Origin of the sequence: Alteromonas sp. MmMcT2-5 (assembly GCF_022348315.1) — a bacterium.
Lineage (GTDB): Bacteria > Pseudomonadota > Gammaproteobacteria > Enterobacterales > Alteromonadaceae > Alteromonas > Alteromonas macleodii.
Genome location: NZ_JAKRFB010000035.1, coordinates 25662 through 45117 on the forward strand (window position 1 = coordinate 25662; position 19456 = coordinate 45117).

Sequence of the window (19456 nt, forward strand, 5' to 3'; positions counted from 1 at the left end):
GAGCGGTATATGGCAATTTCAGATATGCGCAGGCAGTACTCAAAGGGCAGTTTGAGTGAGTCAGATATTACTTCAAGTCCATTTATCATGTTCGATAAATGGTTAAAAGACGCCATAGACGCCGGAATTCCTGATCCTACTGCAATGACGGTTGCCACCGTCGATGCCAACGGCCAACCCTCTCAGCGTATTGTTTTGTTAAAAGATGTCAGTGAAAAGGGCTTTGTGTTTTTCACTAACTTAGGCAGCCGTAAGGCACAAGAGTTAGCGGTAAACCCTAAAGTGTCGTGCCACTTTCCCTGGTTTTTTATGGAGCGTCAGGTTCGCGTATGTGGCAGCGTTGAAAAGCTTTCTGTTTCTGAGAATGCTGCTTATTTCTTTTCGCGACCGAAAGACAGTCAGCTAGCAGCGTACGCGTCAAAACAAAGCAAACCTATTGGCAGCAGGGAGCTTCTACTGACCCAGTTTAAGCAGTTAAAAGATAAGTTTGCTAACAAAGAGCTTCCCGTGCCGGACTTTTGGGGCGGTTTCAGGATCGTGCCTCATCAAATTGAGTTTTGGCAAGGTGGAGAAGATAGGCTACATGACCGCTTTGAATACAACAAAACTGAAGATGGCGCGTGGGTAACACAGCGCCTTATGCCGTAGGGAATACGTTCACCTTTCGTTCCCGCTAAAGTACTTCACTAGAATGTGAGCCCGTTTAACTATTGAGCTTGTAGATAGCGTGCGGCGAGATAAGTAACAAGGAGGCATCGAAACCGTGATTGATAGTCATTGCCATCTCGACTTACTTGCACAAAAGAAAGATCTTAGAGTTGCATTAGAAAGCGCCAAAGCCGCAGGGCTTACCCGCATCATGGCGCCTAGCATTACCCCCGAATCTTGGCAGGCGTTACAAGCGCTCAATGAACGCTATGAAAGCCTTTTATCTATTGATACTGCGCTTGGACTCCATCCTTATTTTTTAACTGGCAGTGAGCTTGAAAAGCCAGAGCAAACACTCAAGAAGAGTCTTCGTCAACTTGAGGACGCTACGGCTAACTTGCACCCTTCGGTAAAAGCCGTGGGGGAAACAGGTATCGATGGGCATATAAGCGTGCCATTAGCGCTTCAAAAGGAAGCGCTACATAACCATTTGAAACTTGCCGATAAAGTATCGTTACCCGTAATTTTACATCACAGAAAAAGTCATCACCTGCTAGTTGAAGCATTGAAGCAAACCAAATACCAAGGTATAGGCGTTGTACATGCTTTTTCAGGAAGTATTGAAGTGGCCAAAGGGTATATTGATAGAGGGTTTTACCTAGGTGTAGGCGGTACGATTACCTATGAGCGTGCTCAAAAAACACGAAACACCCTTGGGTTTTTGTTAGAACACCATTTTGATAAATTGCTTTTAGAAACGGATGCCCCTGATATGCCCATGTGCGGTAGACAAGGAGAAGCAAACGAACCTCGTTATTTATCAGATGTCGTTGATGTTATAAGCGACCGCTATGGCATGTCACATAAAGAAATAGTGTCCACCACCACAGCGAACTACACTCGACTATTTGATATTGATGCTGGAAGTGAAGCATAGACTTCCAAATTAGCTATCTAGCGCTTCTCTTTATTTCTTTTTGATTCGATTACCTGAATAAACCATGGGCGAGATTTATAAAAGGCCCGGGTTAGGTAAATACCTAGCATGAGCGCTAAAAAGACGAGAATACACGCAATAAGAGCAAGCTGGTAACGCAATGTCAGTGGACTCTCGAGGACAGCCTGCGTGTTCATGTGAATATTCACATAACCTAGTAAATTTTCATTATCGTCAGTGATAACGCCAACATAGGTTAGCGGCGTTACACTTTGCGACTGACTCATCGACACCACACTGGCAATTTGAGGCAAAGGAGCAATATACCTCCCGTCCTTATCAAACACAGACAAGGCAAGAATGTGTGGCTCGTCGACCAAAATAGAGGCGACACTTTCAATATACTCCCGTTGAGTGAGAGTATCAGATAGCGCGGAATCTACATTGTTCTCAGTTTCCTGATTCGAAAGTGCGTCAGCGATAAAGGCAGGTTGTAGCAGTTTTGCATACTGCCTTGCAATGCTCTCTCCAGAGAAGCGAGTTTGCACGGTAAGCCAGTCGTTTTGGTATTGTTGGAATAACAGAAGCAATACCACTATCAAAGCAAACACCGCACTCACTACTATTGTGTGGAACAATCGCTTTAGAACTGTGTACAACGAATGCGAGTCATTCTTTGTTTGTGAAGCTGCTTTGCTTAGCCCGTCTACCAATTCGCTTTTCCATAAAGTCACGAGGGTTGCCTAACAGTAGGATAATTCGAAATAATTTAAAAGGAGATATTTTATTAGTTAGCCTAATTGGTTAGCATTAGAGCACCATTTGCCAATCACCGCAGTTTCTGTGTGCGTTATGAAAGACACTCTTCTTAATAATATCGATAATGACGATATCCATTTAGCTTCTCTTTTGTCTCATGTAGTTAGCAATAGTCACAAAGACAGTGCGTATTCACATACGTTAACCGTTATTGGTCAAGCTGTAACACCTTATCTACTGCACAGCGTTTTAATTAAACTCAACGATGTGTTTACTCCTTCTAGCGCTGCTTTCCATCATTTACACAAGCAAATGGGGGATGATGTAATAGAAATTAGAGGTGCTTTGCAAAACACTGAACTTGAGCAGATTAAGCCACTGCTGGGCGACGTATCCAAGGCATATAATGTTGATGTTGGTTTGCAGGGCTCTCGCCCCTCATTGTCTGAGCCAGGACTACTGGTCATGGACATGGATAGCACTGTCATCGCGATTGAATGTATCGATGAAATAGCTAAATTGGCGGGTGTTGGCGAGCAGGTGGCAGAAGTTACCGCTAAGGCAATGCGTGGAGAAATTGCGTTTAATGATAGCTTAACGCATAGAGTGGCCTGCTTGGAAGGCGTGCCAGTTAGTCACCTTAATCAAATTCGTGACAGCATACCTATCATGCCCGGCATTCAAGCCTTGCTTACTCACTTGAAACAGCATAATTGGAAATTAGCGATCGCCTCAGGTGGATTCACCTTTTTCGCTGACCACCTAAAAGCAAGGCTTGGACTCGATTTTGCCATTTCTAACACGCTTGCGGTGAAAAACGAGCAGCTGACTGGAAAAGTAGAGGGTGAAATTGTCAATGCAGACGTTAAGGCGCGAACCGTAAACGCCCTTGCCGAGAAGTGGCAAATTTCAGCCAAACAAACCGTTGCTATGGGTGATGGAGCTAACGATTTGGTCATGATGGCTGAATCAGCGCTAGGCGTGGCGTGTCACGGTAAGCCACTGGTTAATGAAAAGGCGGATGTGGCAATCCGCATTGGCAGTTTACATAGCCTTCTGTATTTTCTAGACAAGTAGTTAGCGAGAGTCTGTAATACAAGCGTTAGTTTTGGGGCAATAAAACTAGCGCTTCACACTTTATCGGTTACCTTTCACCAGCCACAAGTTTCCAAAATCTTGTGATTAAAATCCTCCCGTGATGGGTTTTAACCTTCGGGCTCATTTAAATTGATAGGCTTTGCGATTTCACTACGCGTTGCGCGCAATGGCCTTAGGTTGAACCGCACTTTTTAACGTTTTATTTGCCGTGATGTCTTCCACTGTAAAGCCGTATCTTATAAGTACTTCATCTGTGACATCGACTAGATGAGAGCACGCTGCAATACTCCACATTTTCTTCTCTAGCTCACGGGCCCGGTGCATGGCGTACATGGTGACGTAATTGATTTCCGTTTGCAGCATGGTCATGTCTGGCTTGCCGGTTGTGGTTAGCATGACATGAATAGCTACGAACTGGCCGCGAACCATAGCTTCTCTAATAAACGCTCGGCGCTGCTCGTTATTTTCGAATTTATCGGAATAGCGAGGAATGATCGCCATTCGCGGCTCTTTTTGTGATGCATCGAATGAGATAAATAATTCCTGTCGCAACGGCATATTTTCAAGCTTAACGGCCTTAATGCCACTTTGTACAAAAGGTATATCTTGTTTTCGGTCTCTAAAGAGAAACTCTAAATTCACTTGCCCACGTTCGGCGTATTGCGTGGTTAGGGTGGTTATGCGTTCGTCCTGCTTTCCGACAATACAAGCCTGTGGAGTGTAGCGAACACCTTCCTTACTCATTAAGAAGGATAGGGAAGTAGCGTTTCGCGCATTAATACAACGAAGCGCTTGTCCCATGCCTGGTACTTCTTCTTCGTCGTTCTCTACTTTAAGGCTGCCTTTGTTCTTTTTAATCAGTTCTTCAAAGAAGTTTCTAGCACTTTTGCCCTCGTCGCCCGGCATAGTTTTTAAATGAAGAATGTTCTTGTCGACGTTGTGATAAATGATTTCGTATTGCAAATGCATGATATCAAAGGAACTGGCAATTTCTTGCAGACGAGGGAAGGCGACTTCTACTTTGCCCTCTAAATTACCTTTATATTCTTTGCTCAACTCTATACGAAGTCCAAGTCCATGCACCGAAATATCTTCGCTGATCCCTTTGTGCACCAGTTCTTCATTATTGAAGCGAGCTTCAATTTGGGTTCTCAGCTGATAGCGACTTTCAATGCGTTGCTCTTCATATTTAAACCTGACAACCTGAACATTCGAAGGAGCGCGATTGCGCGGATGCCCAAAATTTCGCAGATGAGAGAGGTTTTCTCGATTAAACTTAAACTCGTTGTAGGTCTCTTGCCCTGTTACTGAGGTTACATCGGTTACGTGTGCCAAGAATCGCAGGTTTTTCAGCTTTGACATTAGTCGAGCCGATGGCGGAGTGTTCAGTTTTTTAACTTTATTACCGACAGAATCCGGAATGGAAAGCGGAATATGGGCCTGCTCAGGGTCAACCTCTGTTAAGGTTATTTTAAATACACGCCAACTCGCTTTTTTAGAGCCAAACCCTAAAAATACTCGGGTTAGTACGTCTTTTTGCAAGAGTTCCTCGTAAGACGCTGAGTAAAAATAGACCTTGTCGTTCTGCAAATGAGTAAAACTAAATACGAAAATCTCTCTTACTTCTTCTGACTTCTGCAATAAGCGCATAAGCCTTTCCTGGGTGAGTAAGAAGTTCAATCGACAGTTATCGTCTTCGTCTTGCCAATACTGTACGGTTTCGCGGTTCACTTCGTTAACCATAGCAAACCGGGGAACCAGCGTTTTATTAATGACGTCTATATACACCGGCAACGTGGGGCTACGCGGCGAAAAGTACTGCTCACAAATTTTACTGGTAATCGCCTCAATCGTATTGCTCATATTAACTTTATATCGGCGTTTATTGCCGTGTATAAAGCTTTCTAAGAATTTGTCGAATGCGGGGCTTGGCTTTTCTTTATCGCGCTGCAAGGCAAGATAGTTAACATCGTTTTTAGTTATTATCTTTACGAGCTTATATGCAATGCCATTCTTTTTGTCCATGGCAAATTCATTCTCTAAGCCCCTAAAGAATATAAACAGCGTTTCTCCTTTTTTGAAAAACGCGTCTTTAGAGAGTTTTACCTGCAAGCCTTCAAGAGATATATCAACACTCAAACCGCGCATTGATTGATTGGCGCTATTGAATAATTCTACCGCCACAGCGAAGTTCATGCGTTCAGCGTTGCGCTGTCTGTAATCAAGCAGGTTTACGGTAGGAACTTTAAACTGCTCCAATACTGCTGAGCGCTTTTTGAGTTCAGGATTTTCTTTATCAGCGCGTTCTTGTGCGAGTTCTTTTTCGCGCATTAAGCGAAAGTTGTTTTCGGTGTTTTGTACCGCTTCGTAAACACCGTAAGTATATCGGCCAAATACCCTCAACTGCTCTTCAAACTTGTCAACAGCGACGTCATCCATGTAATGGCTACGTCCTTCGTGTACATATTTATTGCACTTTCCGTCAACATGACCACGCAAGTCTATGGTGCGCATACAGGGTTTGGCTAGGCGTTTCACTTCCATTTTGATGAGGAAGCGCTTTTCTTTCGGCACATCAGATGCAGTTTGAAGCAATACCTGATTAAACTCAGGCTCATTAACCATGGGCTTTAGCTGTTCAATAATATCAGCATATTGCTTTAAATCTTGACTCATGAATGCGCAACTTTGTTGTTTAGTATCATTATTTTAGTTGTTATCGGCAAATCAGCAAAACTCATTAACCCGTAAAGTCGTTATACTTTTGTACCAGTTTTACTGGAGGAGAACTGACCTTAGGTTTGTGCTTATTTCACCGTTGTTAAGTGTTAGAATACTCTTTTTAAGCAATGGATAAAACTGGAATATGGCAAAACGTAAAACTGCTTATGTGTGTTCTGACTGCGGTGCAGAGTTCCCTCGCTGGCAAGGTCAATGTTCGGAGTGTAAAGCGTGGAATACGATAAGTGAGTTTGTGGTTGCAAGTGCCAAAAGTGTCGCACGCCAAACCACGTCAGGCTATGCAGGGCAAACCGCTGCCAAAATTGAGACATTAAATGCAATAGATCTCGAATCACTACCGCGATTCTCGTCAACATTTAAAGAGCTAGATAGAGTGTTAGGGGGCGGAATAGTCCCTGGGGCAGCTATGTTAATTGGTGGCTCGCCAGGAGCGGGAAAGAGTACGCTTCTGCTTCAAGTAATGTGTCAGATGGCAAAAAGTGAAACCGCGCTTTATGTCACAGGGGAAGAGTCGCTTCAGCAAGTCGCCATGCGAGCAAAGCGCTTAAATCTACCTGATGACAAGCTGATGATGTTAGCCGAAACAAACGTGGAAACCATCTGCGATTTAGCCCTTACGAAAAAGCCTAAAATTATGGTTATCGACTCTATTCAGGTGATGCACGTGTCAGACGTGCAGTCTGCGCCAGGCAGTGTGTCGCAAGTACGAGAAAGCGCGGCGTATTTAACGCGCTTTGCCAAGCAAAATCATATTGCTATGTTCATTGTTGGCCATGTAACAAAAGACGGTAACTTGGCGGGTCCGAAAGTTCTTGAGCACTGTATCGACAGCTCTATGATGCTGGAAGGAGAAAGTGATGGTCGCTACCGTACGCTTCGAAGTCATAAAAACCGCTTTGGTGCGGTAAATGAGCTCGGCGTGTTTGCCATGACAGAAAAAGGCCTTAAAGAGGTAAGCAACCCATCGGCCATATTCTTAAGTCGAGGTGACAATGAAACGCCAGGGTCTAGCGTTATGGTTATCTGGGAGGGCACCCGCCCGTTACTTGTAGAAATACAGGCGTTGGTAGACTATTCGCAGATGTCGAACCCAAGGCGAATCGCTGTAGGGTTGGATCAGAACCGTTTGTCGATGCTGCTCGCGGTTTTGCATCGCCATGGCAATGTGCAAATGAACGATCAAGACGTTTTTGTCAACGTGGTAGGTGGTGTAAGAGTATCAGAGACCAGTGCAGACTTAGCCTTATTATTGGCCATGATTTCAAGCTTTAGAAATCGCTCGCTGCCCAGAGATTTAATTGTATTCGGCGAAGTCGGGCTAGCCGGCGAGATTCGCCCGGTTCCTAACGGAACGGAACGCATTATCGAAGCAGCGAAACATGGTTTTAAGCGGGCGATCGTGCCAAAAGCCAATGCGCCTAAGCAAGCCATTAATGGTATGAAAGTGGTGCCGGTAGCGCGCTTATCTGAGGCGTTAGACGCGCTTGAGTAATGCGAAAGGCTCAACATTTAAGTAAAGTGTTGACGGTGCCTGTTAAATTGAAAGGCCTATTAAATGGGTCTTTCCTGCATTAAACGAGTGAAACGCGTTTTTTAAAGGTTAATGTGGCGCCTGATAAACCGCATCAACTAATGCATTCAGGTCTTTCTCTTCAATACTGGCGTCATCGCTGTTTAAAGTAATTAAACGACGAAGGGCGCTAATGCTGTCTACATCCATTCGCTCAACTTTACAGCCTAATGAAACCCGTTCTTTTCTACTGTCGGCATGACGATACAACTGCGAAATAGAAAGGGTTATTACAGGACTGTCTTCATTTGCTTGGAAGGTAGCAGTGTAAGGGTCGTGACTGTCAAAAGGTAAGTGTGACAACGCCGTTTCGGTAGCTTGAAGTTTAATGCCTTGAAGCGATACGTCGCTGACTACCACATCAATACTAACGTCATTGTGTGCCAGTGTGCCATTTACATTCAGTGACACCCGTTGAAATTGGCGCTTATCCGTCATTTTTCAAATACCCAGTTATCATTAACGCTGTTATATCAGTCCGCGTAGATAATTGCCCACTGAGTGGGTAATGACCTATGCGGACTGGTATTAGTATTGGCTAATTTGCGTGGGTTCGCAATGAAAAGCGAACAAATAAAAAAGCCGCTATCAGCGATAGCGGCTTTAGGCGTAAAGCAGAGATACAGCTCTTACATCTCTGAATTTGTGTTATTTAGACATACGCTTATATTTAAGGCGGTGCGGTTCAACCACATCTTGTCCAAATTCTTGCTTCAACCAGCTTTCGTAGTCTGAGTAGTTACCTTCGAAGAAGTTGATGTTACCTTCATCGCGGTAATCCATAATGTGTGTTGCTACACGGTCTAGGAACCAGCGGTCGTGCGAGATAACCATGGCACAGCCTGGGAACTCCAACAACGCGTTTTCCAAGGCGCGAAGTGTTTCTACGTCTAGGTCGTTGGTTGGCTCATCCAGTAGCAATACGTTACCGCCTGCTTTAAGCAGTTTCGCAAGGTGAACACGGTTACGCTCACCACCTGACAAGTCTTTGATGAACTTCTGCTGGTCGGTGCCTTTAAAGTTAAAACGGCTGCAGTAGGCGCGGCTGTTAATTTCAAAGTTACCAATGCGAATAATGTCTTGTTCGTCAGAAATTTCTTTCCACACGGTGTTGTTTTCGTTCATGTGGTCGCGGAACTGTTCTACCGCAGCAATTTGAACGGTTTCACCTAAATCGATGGTCCCTGAATCAGGTTGCTCAGCACCAGTAAGCATTCTGAACAAGGTTGATTTACCCGCGCCGTTAGGGCCAACGATACCTACAATGGCACCCTTTGGTACTTTAAACGTTAAGTCGTCGATAAGTACGCGATCGCCATACGACTTTTTAAGGTTGCTTACTTCAATAACCTTGTCACCTAAGCGTTCACCTGGTGGAATGAAAAGCTCATTGGTTTCATTACGCTTTTGGTAATCGCTGGTAGATAGTTCTTCAAAGCGGGCCATACGAGCTTTACTTTTAGCATGACGACCTTTCGGGTTTGAGCGTACCCACTCAAGTTCCTGTTTCATGCTCTTCATACGCGCCGTTTCGGTACGCTCTTCTTGCTCAAGTCGGTTTTCTTTTTGCTCCAACCAAGAAGAGTAGTTACCTTCCCACGGAATACCTTCACCACGGTCAAGTTCTAAAATCCAACCTGCAACGTTATCAAGGAAGTATCTATCGTGGGTAATAGCGACTACCGTACCTTCATAATCGTGAAGGAAACGCTCTAGCCATGCCACTGATTCTGCGTCTAAGTGGTTAGTGGGTTCATCTAGAAGCAACATTTCAGGCTTTTCTAGAAGTAGGCGGCACAGCGCTACACGGCGGCGTTCACCACCAGATAGTTTGCTAACGTCCGCATCCCACGCTGGAAGGCGAAGGGCATCAGCAGCACGCTCCAATGCATTTTCTAAGTTGTGGCCATCTTTGGCTTGAATAATAGCCTCTAACTCGCCCTGCTCTTTAGCAAGGGCGTCAAAATCAGCGTCTGCTTCTGCATAAGCTGCATATACTTCATCTAGGCGAGTTAATGCGTGTTTAACGTCGGCGACGGCTTCTTCGATATTGCCGCGAACATCTTTTGTTTCATCAAGCTGAGGCTCCTGAGGAAGGTAGCCCACTTTTAAGCCCGGTTGAGGGCGCGCTTCACCTTCAATATCGGTATCTACGCCAGCCATAATGCGAAGTAAGGTTGATTTACCTGCACCGTTTAGGCCTAGCACACCAATTTTGGCGCCTGGGAAAAAGCTAAGTGAGATATTTTTTAGAATGTGTCTATTAGGTGGGACGATTTTGCCCACGCGATGCATACTGTAAACGTATTGAGCCATGCTCTATCCTCGCTGAAAAAGCGGTGAAAAATAATAAAGTCCTAATTGGGCGTATTCTACTCGTAAGAGGGTAGTTTATGCTAGAGCCTGTTGACCTTTGATGTACAGAAAAGGTCAATAGGCCCTTGTCACTTATGCTCGGCGTTTTTCGTGCTTGATGAAAATTTGAGCGCTCATTTTAAAAAGTTTGATTTATGCGTCGGTTGATGAGGCGATTTAAGGTAAACTTGGTTTCATTATAAAGGGTAAGCGTGTGCTTTCTGGGGAGTTTGTAGCCACCAGATATAGCCTAAAAGCGTTAGACTCAAAACCAGAGCCTGTAGGATTGTTTCGCGATTAAAAGGGTTTCCAACTAAACCTAAATTTCTACAATAAAAGTCAACAGGTTCTATCGATATCTCTGAACAGGTAATTTAAATGACTGCTATGAATAAACGCACATACAGTTTGGATGAGCTTGCTAAGCACGTGAATGGGGAAGTGCAGGGTGATGGAAATATCACGATATCTGCAGTAGGTACGTTATCTGGTGCAGCATCGCACCAAATTTCGTTTCTAACAAATCCTAAATACAAGCCGCAGTTAAAAGATACTCAGGCTGGTGCGGTAATTCTGCACAAAAACTTAAAAGATGATAGCCCAGTTCCAGCGTTGGTTGTGGCAAACCCTCATGCAGCGTTCGCCCTCATCGCTCAGTTGTTTGATACTACCCCAGCGGTAGCGACAGGTATTGCTGATACAGCGGTTATTGCGCCATCTGCCCGCATCGGCAGTGATGTATCGCTAGGCCACAATGTAATCATTGAAGAGAACGTGGTTTTAGGCGATAGAGTTACTGTAGGCGCGAATACGGTTATTCGTAGAGGTACCCATATTGGTGAAGGCTGTACCATTCACCCGAACGTAACTATCTATCATGACGTTGTGATTGGTAAGCGCGTGACAATTCATAGCCAAACAGTTATTGGTGCGGCAGGCTTTGGTTACGCAAACGATAAAGGCGTTTGGATCCCTATTCCACAAACAGGGTCGGTTCGCATTGGTGACGACAGTCAGATTGGCGCAAGCAGCAGCATTGACCGCGGCGCCATGGAAGATACGATTTTAGGCACTAACGTTATTATCGATAACCAAGTACAAATTGGCCACAACTGTATTATTGGTGATCATTCTTGTATTTGCGGTGCTACAGGTATTGCCGGTAGCTGCCATATCGGCAAACACGTTATTATCGGTGGTGGAGTTGGCATTAACGGTCACATAAGCATTTGCGACAATGTTCAGGTGACTGGCTACACCATGATTGTACAAGATATCACTGAACCGGGCGTTTATTCTTCTGGCCAGCCAGCACAAACTAACCGTGACTGGCGCAAAAATACGGTTCGCCTTGCCAAAATTGGTAGTTTATTTGACCGTGTTAAAGCCCTAGAAAAACAGGTCTGATCTCGCGCTGGCGCAGGTATTTCGTTAAACCTGCGCCATTTATATTAATTTGGTCATAAAGCGGTATACAAGCACCCGAAAATGACTAGAATATGGCTCGAATTTGAGCAATCAGTGCGTAACGCCATATAAAAACCGCAGTTAAGGAGCCCCCATGTTTTCTCGCGAAATGAATATAGCCGACTTCGATCCTGAATTAGCCGATGCAATGTCTAAAGAGGTTGAGCGTCAAGAACATCACATTGAGCTTATTGCCTCTGAGAACTACTGTAGCCCACGTGTAATGGAAGCACAGGGTTCGCAGCTTACTAATAAGTACGCTGAAGGTTACCCAGGCAAGCGCTATTACGGTGGTTGTGAGCACGTAGACGTTGTTGAACAACTTGCTATTGACCGTGCAAAAGCACTATTTGGTGCAGACTACGCGAACGTTCAACCGCACGCTGGTTCACAAGCTAACTCTGCCGTATTCATGGCACTACTTGACGCAGGCGATACGGTATTGGGAATGAGCCTTTCTGAAGGTGGTCACCTTACTCACGGTTCACACGTAAACTTCTCTGGTAAAACCTACAATGCTGTTCAGTATGGTCTGAACAAAGAAACCGGTGAAATCGATTACGCTCAGGTTGAGGCACTTGCTAAAGAGCACAAGCCGAAAATGATTATCGGTGGTTTCTCTGCGTATTCTGGCATTGTTGATTGGGCAAAATTCCGTGAAATCGCTGATAGCGTTGGCGCTTACTTGCTCGTAGATATGGCGCACGTAGCAGGTCTTGTAGCAGCGGGCGTCTATCCAAACCCGCTTCCTCACGCTCACGTGGTAACAACGACTACTCATAAAACCCTTGCTGGCCCACGTAGTGGTTTAATCCTTTCTTCATGCGGCGATGAAGCGATTTACAAAAAGCTAAACAGCTCTGTATTCCCAGGCAACCAAGGTGGCCCTCTTTGCCACGTGATCGCAGCTAAAGCGGTTGCATTCAAAGAAGCACTACAGCCAGAATTTAAAGTGTATCAGCAGCAGGTTGTTGCAAATGCGAAAGCTATGGTTTCTGTAATGCAAGAGCGCGGTTATAACATCGTTTCTGGCGGTACTGACAACCACTTGTTCCTTCTTGACCTTATCGACAAGGACATTACCGGTAAAGATGCTGACGCAGCACTTGGTGCCGCAAATATTACGGTAAACAAAAACTCAGTGCCAAATGACCCGCGTTCACCGTTTGTAACCAGCGGTCTTCGTATTGGTAGCCCAGCGATTACTCGCCGTGGTTTCAAAGAAGAACAAGCTAAACAAGTTGCAACATGGATTTGCGACATTCTAGATAACATGGGCGATGAGTCTGTTATCAAACGTGTTCAAGACGAAGTGGTTGCACTTTGCGCACAATTCCCTGTTTATAAATAAATAGGTTTGTGTTTTATTGCGTACTTTGGTACTAATGCTGGACTAACTAGTCTAGGTTTAATTTAGATACCTAAGTACGCAATATTTAAGGATTATTCATGTTTTGCCCGTTTTGTTCAGAACAAGAAACAAAAGTCATTGATTCTCGTTTGGTTGCAGAAGGGCAACAGGTGCGTAGACGCCGTGAATGTATGGTGTGTCACGAGCGCTTCACGACCTTTGAAAGTGCCGAGCTCGTGATGCCTCGCGTTATTAAACGCGATGGTTCTCGTGAACCGTTTAACGAAGATAAACTTCGTGCAGGCTTGCAACGCGCACTCGAAAAGCGCCCTGTGAGCACAGAAAAAGTTGAACAATGTATCCTCTCACTTAAGTCACAGTTGCGCGCAACCGGTGAACGTGAAGTGAGCAGTGAACTGCTCGGCAACCTAATTATGAAAGCCCTCAAAGAACTCGACAAAGTTGCTTATGTCCGGTTCGCCTCCGTTTATCGCTCTTTCGAAGATATTCGCGAATTCGGAGAAGAGATTGCGCGATTAGGAGATTAAGTCGGCGACCTCTCAAACATTAGGCACTTAGGGCTACAACAGGAATCCAAGTGAACCACGATACGGTTAAAAACGATTATTTTTGGATGGCAAAAGCCATTCAGCTTGCCCAACAAGGGCGTTTTACCACTTCTCCTAACCCTCGCGTAGGCTGTGTAATTGTTGACGAAAACAATCAATTGCTTGGTCAGGGATATCACATTCAAGCTGGTACACCCCATGCCGAAGTGCATGCATTAAGACAAGCATCTAACGCACGTCCGCTAGGCGCAAAGGGCGCGACGGCATACGTTACACTTGAACCTTGTAGTCATTTTGGTCGCACACCGCCTTGCGCTGTTGCCTTAGTAGAAGCAAAGGTAGCGCGTGTTGTTATTGCTATGACCGACCCGAATCCAAACGTATGCGGTAACGGTATTAGCATTCTGCAGGAAGCAGGCATCGAAGTGGTAAGCGAAGTGATGGCTGCTGAGGCCGCAGCGCTAAACCCTGGGTTTATTAAACGCATGCTTACTGGTAAGCCCTTTGTTCGCGTGAAATTAGGCATTAGCCTAGATGGAAAAATAGCCCTTCAAAATGGGGTGAGTCAGTGGATTACTGGTGCAGAAGCAAGGCGGGATGTGCAACAGTATCGTGCACAAAGTTGCGTGGTGCTCACAGGCTCAGGTACGGTGAAAGCCGATAACCCTAGCCTCTTAGTTCGTGAAAAAGAGGCTCAGTTTGAAAAGTATCCACTAGATCATATCCGCCAGCCAGCCCGTGTGGTTGTAGATAGCAAAAGTAAGCTTAGTAGAGACTACACACTTTTTAACGACGGCAATATTACGTTCACGGCGACGTCACAGGCTCACCCAGACACCGCTACTCAGCACTATCTCCAACTGGACGAAAAAGACGGTAAGCTCGACTTACATGCGCTAATGTCAGCATTGGGTGACAAGCAATACAATGAAGTTTGGGTGGAAGCAGGCCCTGGCCTTGCCGGTGCATTATTGCAAGAAGGGCTGGTGGATGAACTTATATGCTACCAAGCGCCTAAGCTTTTAGGTGATAAGGGAGTCAGTATGGTTAATTTACCCGCGTTCACGTCGCTAAATGAATGTATTTCGCTTTCGCTTATTGAAAATCGTCAAGTGGGTAACGATATTAAGCTTATCTTCCGTCCTGATGTTAGCAACACCCGTGGTTAACGCGATTAAAGAGGAACTTTATGTTTACTGGAATTATTCAAGCGCTAGGTACAATTAAGAAGCTTGATAACCGTGGCAACGATATTCGACTTACCGTTTCATCGCCTACGCTTGATATGTCTGATGTCGCACTCGGCGACAGTATTGCGACCAATGGTGTTTGCTTAACAGTTACTGATATGGGCCCCGATTATTATTGTGCAGATGTGTCGGCAGAGACCATCAAATTAACAGGCTTTGCACATTACAGCGCAGGCTCTACGGTGAATCTTGAGAAAGCGATGCGTCCAAGCGACCGTTTAGGCGGACATATCGTTTCCGGTCACGTTGATGGTGTAGGCGAGGTTACACAAATCATTAAGCACTCAGACTACGTAGAGTTCTGGGTAAAAGCGCCAGAAGCCTTGGCTAAATATATTGCGCATAAAGGTAGTATCACCGTTGATGGTATCAGCTTAACTGTTAACGAAGTTAATGGCGCAGAATTTATGCTTTGGATCATTCCTCATACATTGCAAGAAACCATTATGGGGAGCTATAAGGTGGGCACAGCGGTGAACTTAGAGGTTGATGTTATTGCGCGCTATTTAGAGCGACTGATGTTGGGCGACAAAGCCGCCGAACCAAAAAGCAAAGGCATTGACATGGCATTTCTTGCCGAGAACGGATTTTTAAGAAAATAACCCTACAAGAAGCACACAACATGGTATTTAACACTACACAAGAAATTATTGAAGACATTCGCCAAGGTAAAATGGTTATCTTGATGGATGACGAAGACAGGGAAAATGAAGGCGATTTGATAATGGCGGCAGAGCATGTGACGCCTGAAGCCATTAACTTTATGGTAACCCACGCTCGCGGTTTAGTGTGTTTACCAATGACGCAAGAGCGCTGTCGCACCCTGAACCTTCCGCTTATGGTGGATAAAAACGAAGCACAATTTTCTACCAACTTCACTGTGTCTATTGAAGCGGCAACCGGCGTGACCACAGGCATTTCGGCGGCAGATCGCGCAACAACCATTAAAGCTGCTGTAGCGAAAGACGCGAAAGCGACAGACATTGTACAGCCGGGTCATATTTTTCCGCTAATTGCTAAAGACGGTGGCGTGTTAAACCGCGCAGGTCACACAGAAGCCGGTGTAGATTTACCGCGTTTGGCAGGGTTAGAGCCTGCTGGGGTTATTGTAGAAATCCTCAATGAAGACGGCACGATGGCCCGTCGTCCAGAACTAGAAAAGTTTGCTGAAAAACATAATCTTAAAATCGGCACCATTGCTGATTTAATTGAATATCGCAATCTCAACGAAACCACCATTCAAAAGGTCGCTCAATGCAATATGCCAACCGAGTATGGTGATTTCGAGCTTCACACGTTTAAAGACAGCATCGACAACCAACTTCATTTCGCACTTAAAAAAGGCGAAATTAAAGAAGATGAGCCGACACTTGTACGTGTACACCTTCACAATACGTTTAGTGATCTTCTTGGGTCTACCCGCGGTATTCATCGCTCGATGACGCTTGCAGATGGCATGCGCAAAATTTCAGAAGACGGTGGCGTATTGGTGCTATTAGGTAAAGAAGAGCATATTGAAAGTCAGGTACGCCGCTTTGCCGCAGAAGACCGAGGCGAGCGCCCGACTGGCGCTGACTGGCAGGGATCGTCACGCACTATTGGTGTAGGCAGTCAAATTCTAGCATCAATGGGCGTACACAAAATGCGTCTTCTTAGTAAACCAATTAAATATCACGCACTTTCAGGTTACGGCCTTGAAGTAGTGGAGTACGTGCACGACTAGTACTTAGCTGTAGGGCGGAGCTAAAGTGGAGAGGGAGTGCTCGTCGCAAACACGCGGTGAATACATCCTTGTACGCTCCGCCACCGCATTCATGCGGTGGAGGGTTTTCGACAAGCACTCCCTTCCCACATTGAGTTAAGCTAACGTACCCGTTTACGAATAGTTGAAGTTAAAGAAACAATCGATTTAGTTTGGGCGCAGTTGTGGTATACTTCGCGCCGTTTTTTCTCGAGGAATGAATCCATGCAGGTAATTGAAGGTAATATCAGAGCAACCGGTAAGAAATTTGCTATCGTTGTATCACGCTTTAATAGCTTTGTAGTTGAAAGCTTACTTGAAGGTGCACTAGATACACTAGAGCGTCACGGTGAAGTGAGTGATGACGATATCACGTTAGTACGTGTACCTGGTGCTTACGAGTTACCTGTAGTAGCTAAGAAATTAGCTGAGAAAAAGTCATTTGACGCCATCATCGCACTAGGTGCGGTTATTCGTGGTGGTACGCCACACTTTGATTTTGTAGCAGGCGAATGCAACAAAGGTCTTGCGCAAGTTTCTCTTGAATACGGTGTACCCGTATCATTTGGCGTAATTACAACAGATTCAATTGAACAGGCTATCGAGCGTTCAGGAACCAAAGCGGGCAACAAAGGTGCAGAAGCTGCACTTGGTGCGCTGGAAATGGTTAACGTTATCGATGCTGTTGAAAAGCTTTAAGGTAAACATTAAGTGAAAGTTTCAGCTCGTCGTAAAGCCCGTGAACTCGCTCTGCAAGGCGTGTATTCATGGCAAATGAGTCACAACGATATTCAGCAGGTTGAACTGGCGCTAGCCACCAGTAACGACATGCAAAAGGTAGATATGGCGTATTTCCAAGCTCTGCTTCGCGGTGTTGCACACAACGCAAGTAAACTTGATGCGACCATCAAGCCTTACCTTGGCCGTTTGCCTGAAGAGTTAGACGCTATTGAAAAAGCAATCTTGCGCATTGCGACGCTGGAACTGACCGAGCGCATTGACGTCCCTTACCGCGTAATTATTAATGAGGCGATTGAGCTTGCTAAAGCATTTGGTGCTGAAGAAAGTCACAAGTTCATTAATGGTGCACTGGACAAAGCAGTGCGCACATTGCGCAAAGACGAGCGCGACTAACCTTACCGTGGCGGCATGGACTGCCGCTAAAAGGGTTTAAAAATTACCGTGAAAGAATTTGATCTTATCGGCCGCTACTTTTCAAACAGCGGCCACAAACGCAAAGACGTTGTTATTGGTATTGGTGATGACTGTGCTGTAACAACGGTTCCTGAAAACCAACAGCTTGCCGTTACCACAGATACCCTGGTTGCAGGTGTGCACTTTTTGAAAGACGCACCGGCGAAGTCTGTTGCGTATAAAACAGTGGCGGTAAACTTAAGCGACCTTGCCGCAATGGGCGCAGAGCCAGCGTGGATTAGCTTATCTCTGTCATTACCGGAAGTCGACGAAACTTGGCTAGATGACTTTGTTTCGGGCCTTTATGAGCTAACTCAGTACTATTCTGTACAGCTAATCGGTGGCGATACGGTTAAAGGCCCAATGGCGTTCACGATTACAGCTCAAGGCTTCATACCGCCAGGTTCTGAGCTAACGCGTAGCGGCGCTAAGCCAGGTCATTGGCTTTATGTCACGGGAACGCTTGGTGACGCAGGTGCAGGTTTAGACATCCTGCAAAATAAGCTGAGTGTAAGTGGTGAAGCGAAAGATGTCTTGGTAAATCGTCATTACTTCCCAACTCCTCGCGTAGCGGTGGGCACAGCTATCCGACGTATTGCAACGTCGTGCATTGATATCTCTGATGGTTTAATTTCAGATTTAGGTCATATCCTAAAAGCGTCTAATTGCGGTGCAAATGTTCATGTAGAGCGTTTACCGTTGTCACGAGCATTAACAAGCGCGGTTACACCTGAGCAAGCTATCGAATACGCGCTGTCTGCAGGCGATGACTATGAGCTTATTTTCACTGTAAGTGAAGAGCAGCGCGGAAGTCTTGAAACCTCGTTGGCAAGCACAAACGTGAAAGCCACATGTATTGGCCAATTAACCGGTCATAACGGCACACTTTCATTGCTCAAAGACAACGAAAAGTACACACCTGTTAACGTGTCAGGTTACGAGCACGCCTTTTAGGCGGCCTATTTGTCCGACAAAAGCGATAAAAAGGAAAAAGCATGCAGGCTGAGTTTCGCGCTAGAGTGAGTATGAAAAATCCCGTGCATTTTCTTGCACTAGGTTTTGGCAGTGGACTTATTCCTTTCATGCCGGGAACCTTTGGCTCACTTGCTGCGTTGCCCCTACTTATTGCCTGTAGCCAGATTTCCCTAATTTCCTTTATCGCGCTTACGCTGATATTCTCAGTTGTAGGCATTTACCTGTGTGGCAAGACTGCTGACGATATGCAGGTTCACGATCACGGCTCTATTGTGTGGGATGAAATAGCGGGCATGTTTGTGACCTTTCTGTTTGTACCTATTTCAGCGTCCTCTTTGCTTGTAGGTTTTATTCTATTCAGGCTTTTCGATATCTTAAAGCCTTGGCCAATAGGTATTATCGATAAGCGCTTACACGGCGGTACAGGTATTATGCTTGACGATCTTATCGCTGGCGCCATGGCATGCGGTTGTCTACATTTATTAATAGCGTTTTGGCCTGCCGCATTGGCTTTGTTTTAATTCATTACGAATATTCGCCGCCATTTTGTTAGACTTACCTCAAAGGAAAGCCAGTTGACGGTGAGCAAACTATGACCCGTCCTAAGATAGGTTGACAGTTTTTAGGCCAGCTCTAGTAGCTGGCCTTTTCGATCGTGCACTTGGTTAGGAGTTTCCATGCCCAAACTAAGGTGCGGTCTCATACCAATTGTCTTAAAAGTTTGATCTAATAGTGGTATTCATATTCGAGTGATTTTGATATGCATACAGCCGACGACTTTAAACAATTAGCAAAGCAAA

General features: G+C 45.3%; 18 protein-coding genes. 14 read left to right on the plus strand and 4 right to left on the minus strand.

From position 1 onward, the window contains the following. Positions 1-9: 9 nt before the first annotated feature. Both pdxH and MHN09_RS14610 read left to right on the plus strand, forming a co-directional pair. A complete protein-coding gene (pdxH, locus tag MHN09_RS14605; RefSeq protein ID WP_014950101.1) occupies positions 10-648 on the plus strand; it encodes a pyridoxamine 5'-phosphate oxidase in 639 nt (212 codons plus the stop codon). A 115-nt stretch (positions 649-763) separates the two neighbouring features. Continuing rightward, entirely contained in the window at positions 764-1585 is an 822-nt protein-coding gene (locus MHN09_RS14610) for a TatD family hydrolase (RefSeq protein ID WP_239241210.1), read from the plus strand. Between the two features lie 17 nt (positions 1586-1602). Here the strand turns inward: MHN09_RS14610 and MHN09_RS14615 are convergent, their stop codons facing one another. Continuing rightward, a complete protein-coding gene (locus MHN09_RS14615; protein WP_014950099.1) occupies positions 1603-2319 on the minus strand; it encodes a hypothetical protein in 717 nt (238 codons plus the stop codon). A 118-nt stretch (positions 2320-2437) separates the two neighbouring features. On the opposite strand from MHN09_RS14615, the gene serB reads away from it, so the two are divergent. Beyond that, positions 2438-3421: a phosphoserine phosphatase SerB gene (gene serB, locus MHN09_RS14620; protein ID WP_239241211.1), complete on the plus strand. Its 984-nt coding sequence runs from the start codon at positions 2438-2440 to the stop codon at positions 3419-3421. 171 nt (positions 3422-3592) lie between these two features. Here serB and MHN09_RS14625 read toward each other — a convergent pair whose 3' ends face one another. Continuing rightward, positions 3593-6118, minus strand: a complete 2526-nt coding sequence (locus MHN09_RS14625; protein WP_239241212.1) for a PilZ domain-containing protein — start codon at positions 6116-6118, stop codon at positions 3593-3595. Between the two features lie 190 nt (positions 6119-6308). On the opposite strand from MHN09_RS14625, the gene radA reads away from it, so the two are divergent. Further along, positions 6309-7676: a DNA repair protein RadA gene (gene radA / locus MHN09_RS14630; protein WP_014950096.1), complete on the plus strand. Its 1368-nt coding sequence runs from the start codon at positions 6309-6311 to the stop codon at positions 7674-7676. A gap of 108 nt (positions 7677-7784) precedes the next feature. On the opposite strand, the gene MHN09_RS14635 is transcribed toward radA, so the two are convergent. Both MHN09_RS14635 and ettA read right to left on the minus strand, forming a co-directional pair. Further along, on the minus strand, positions 7785-8192 hold the full coding sequence (locus MHN09_RS14635) for a PilZ domain-containing protein (RefSeq protein WP_014950095.1): 408 nt from the start codon (positions 8190-8192) through the stop codon (positions 7785-7787). 210 nt (positions 8193-8402) lie between these two features. Continuing rightward, positions 8403-10070 carry an energy-dependent translational throttle protein EttA gene (ettA, locus tag MHN09_RS14640; protein WP_014950094.1) on the minus strand — a complete coding sequence of 556 codons (1668 nt, stop codon included), beginning with the start codon at positions 10068-10070 and terminating at the stop codon, positions 8403-8405. 417 nt (positions 10071-10487) lie between these two features. Between ettA and lpxD the strand changes: the two genes are divergently transcribed. The 10 genes from lpxD to MHN09_RS14690 all read left to right on the plus strand — a co-directional run bounded on the left by lpxD (position 10488) and on the right by MHN09_RS14690 (position 19177). Then, positions 10488-11516, plus strand: a complete 1029-nt coding sequence (lpxD, locus tag MHN09_RS14645) for a UDP-3-O-(3-hydroxymyristoyl)glucosamine N-acyltransferase (protein ID WP_239241213.1) — start codon at positions 10488-10490, stop codon at positions 11514-11516. A gap of 154 nt (positions 11517-11670) precedes the next feature. Continuing rightward, entirely contained in the window at positions 11671-12927 is a 1257-nt protein-coding gene (glyA, locus tag MHN09_RS14650) for a serine hydroxymethyltransferase (protein ID WP_014950092.1), read from the plus strand. A gap of 98 nt (positions 12928-13025) precedes the next feature. After that, a complete protein-coding gene (gene nrdR / locus MHN09_RS14655) occupies positions 13026-13475 on the plus strand; it encodes a transcriptional regulator NrdR (protein ID WP_012517538.1) in 450 nt (149 codons plus the stop codon). Positions 13476-13525: 50 nt separating this feature from the next. Then, complete coding sequence (ribD, locus tag MHN09_RS14660; RefSeq protein WP_239241214.1) at positions 13526-14665, plus strand: bifunctional diaminohydroxyphosphoribosylaminopyrimidine deaminase/5-amino-6-(5-phosphoribosylamino)uracil reductase RibD; 1140 nt, start codon at positions 13526-13528, stop codon at positions 14663-14665. Between the two features lie 20 nt (positions 14666-14685). Then, the gene (locus tag MHN09_RS14665; protein WP_014950090.1) at positions 14686-15348 is read left to right on the plus strand and encodes a riboflavin synthase; all 663 of its coding nucleotides are present in this window, start codon (positions 14686-14688) and stop codon (positions 15346-15348) included. A 20-nt stretch (positions 15349-15368) separates the two neighbouring features. Beyond that, on the plus strand, positions 15369-16469 hold the full coding sequence (gene ribBA / locus MHN09_RS14670; RefSeq protein WP_239241215.1) for a bifunctional 3,4-dihydroxy-2-butanone-4-phosphate synthase/GTP cyclohydrolase II: 1101 nt from the start codon (positions 15369-15371) through the stop codon (positions 16467-16469). Between the two features lie 243 nt (positions 16470-16712). After that, the gene (gene ribE / locus MHN09_RS14675) at positions 16713-17186 is read left to right on the plus strand and encodes a 6,7-dimethyl-8-ribityllumazine synthase (protein ID WP_014950088.1); all 474 of its coding nucleotides are present in this window, start codon (positions 16713-16715) and stop codon (positions 17184-17186) included. Positions 17187-17198: 12 nt separating this feature from the next. After that, positions 17199-17621 (plus strand): transcription antitermination factor NusB, encoded by a 423-nt coding sequence (gene nusB, locus MHN09_RS14680; RefSeq protein WP_012518940.1) that lies wholly within the window; start codon positions 17199-17201, stop codon positions 17619-17621. A 48-nt stretch (positions 17622-17669) separates the two neighbouring features. Further along, positions 17670-18635 carry a thiamine-phosphate kinase gene (gene thiL / locus MHN09_RS14685; protein WP_239241216.1) on the plus strand — a complete coding sequence of 322 codons (966 nt, stop codon included), beginning with the start codon at positions 17670-17672 and terminating at the stop codon, positions 18633-18635. Between the two features lie 41 nt (positions 18636-18676). Further along, positions 18677-19177: a phosphatidylglycerophosphatase A gene (locus MHN09_RS14690; protein WP_187446180.1), complete on the plus strand. Its 501-nt coding sequence runs from the start codon at positions 18677-18679 to the stop codon at positions 19175-19177. Positions 19178-19456 lie beyond the last annotated feature (279 nt).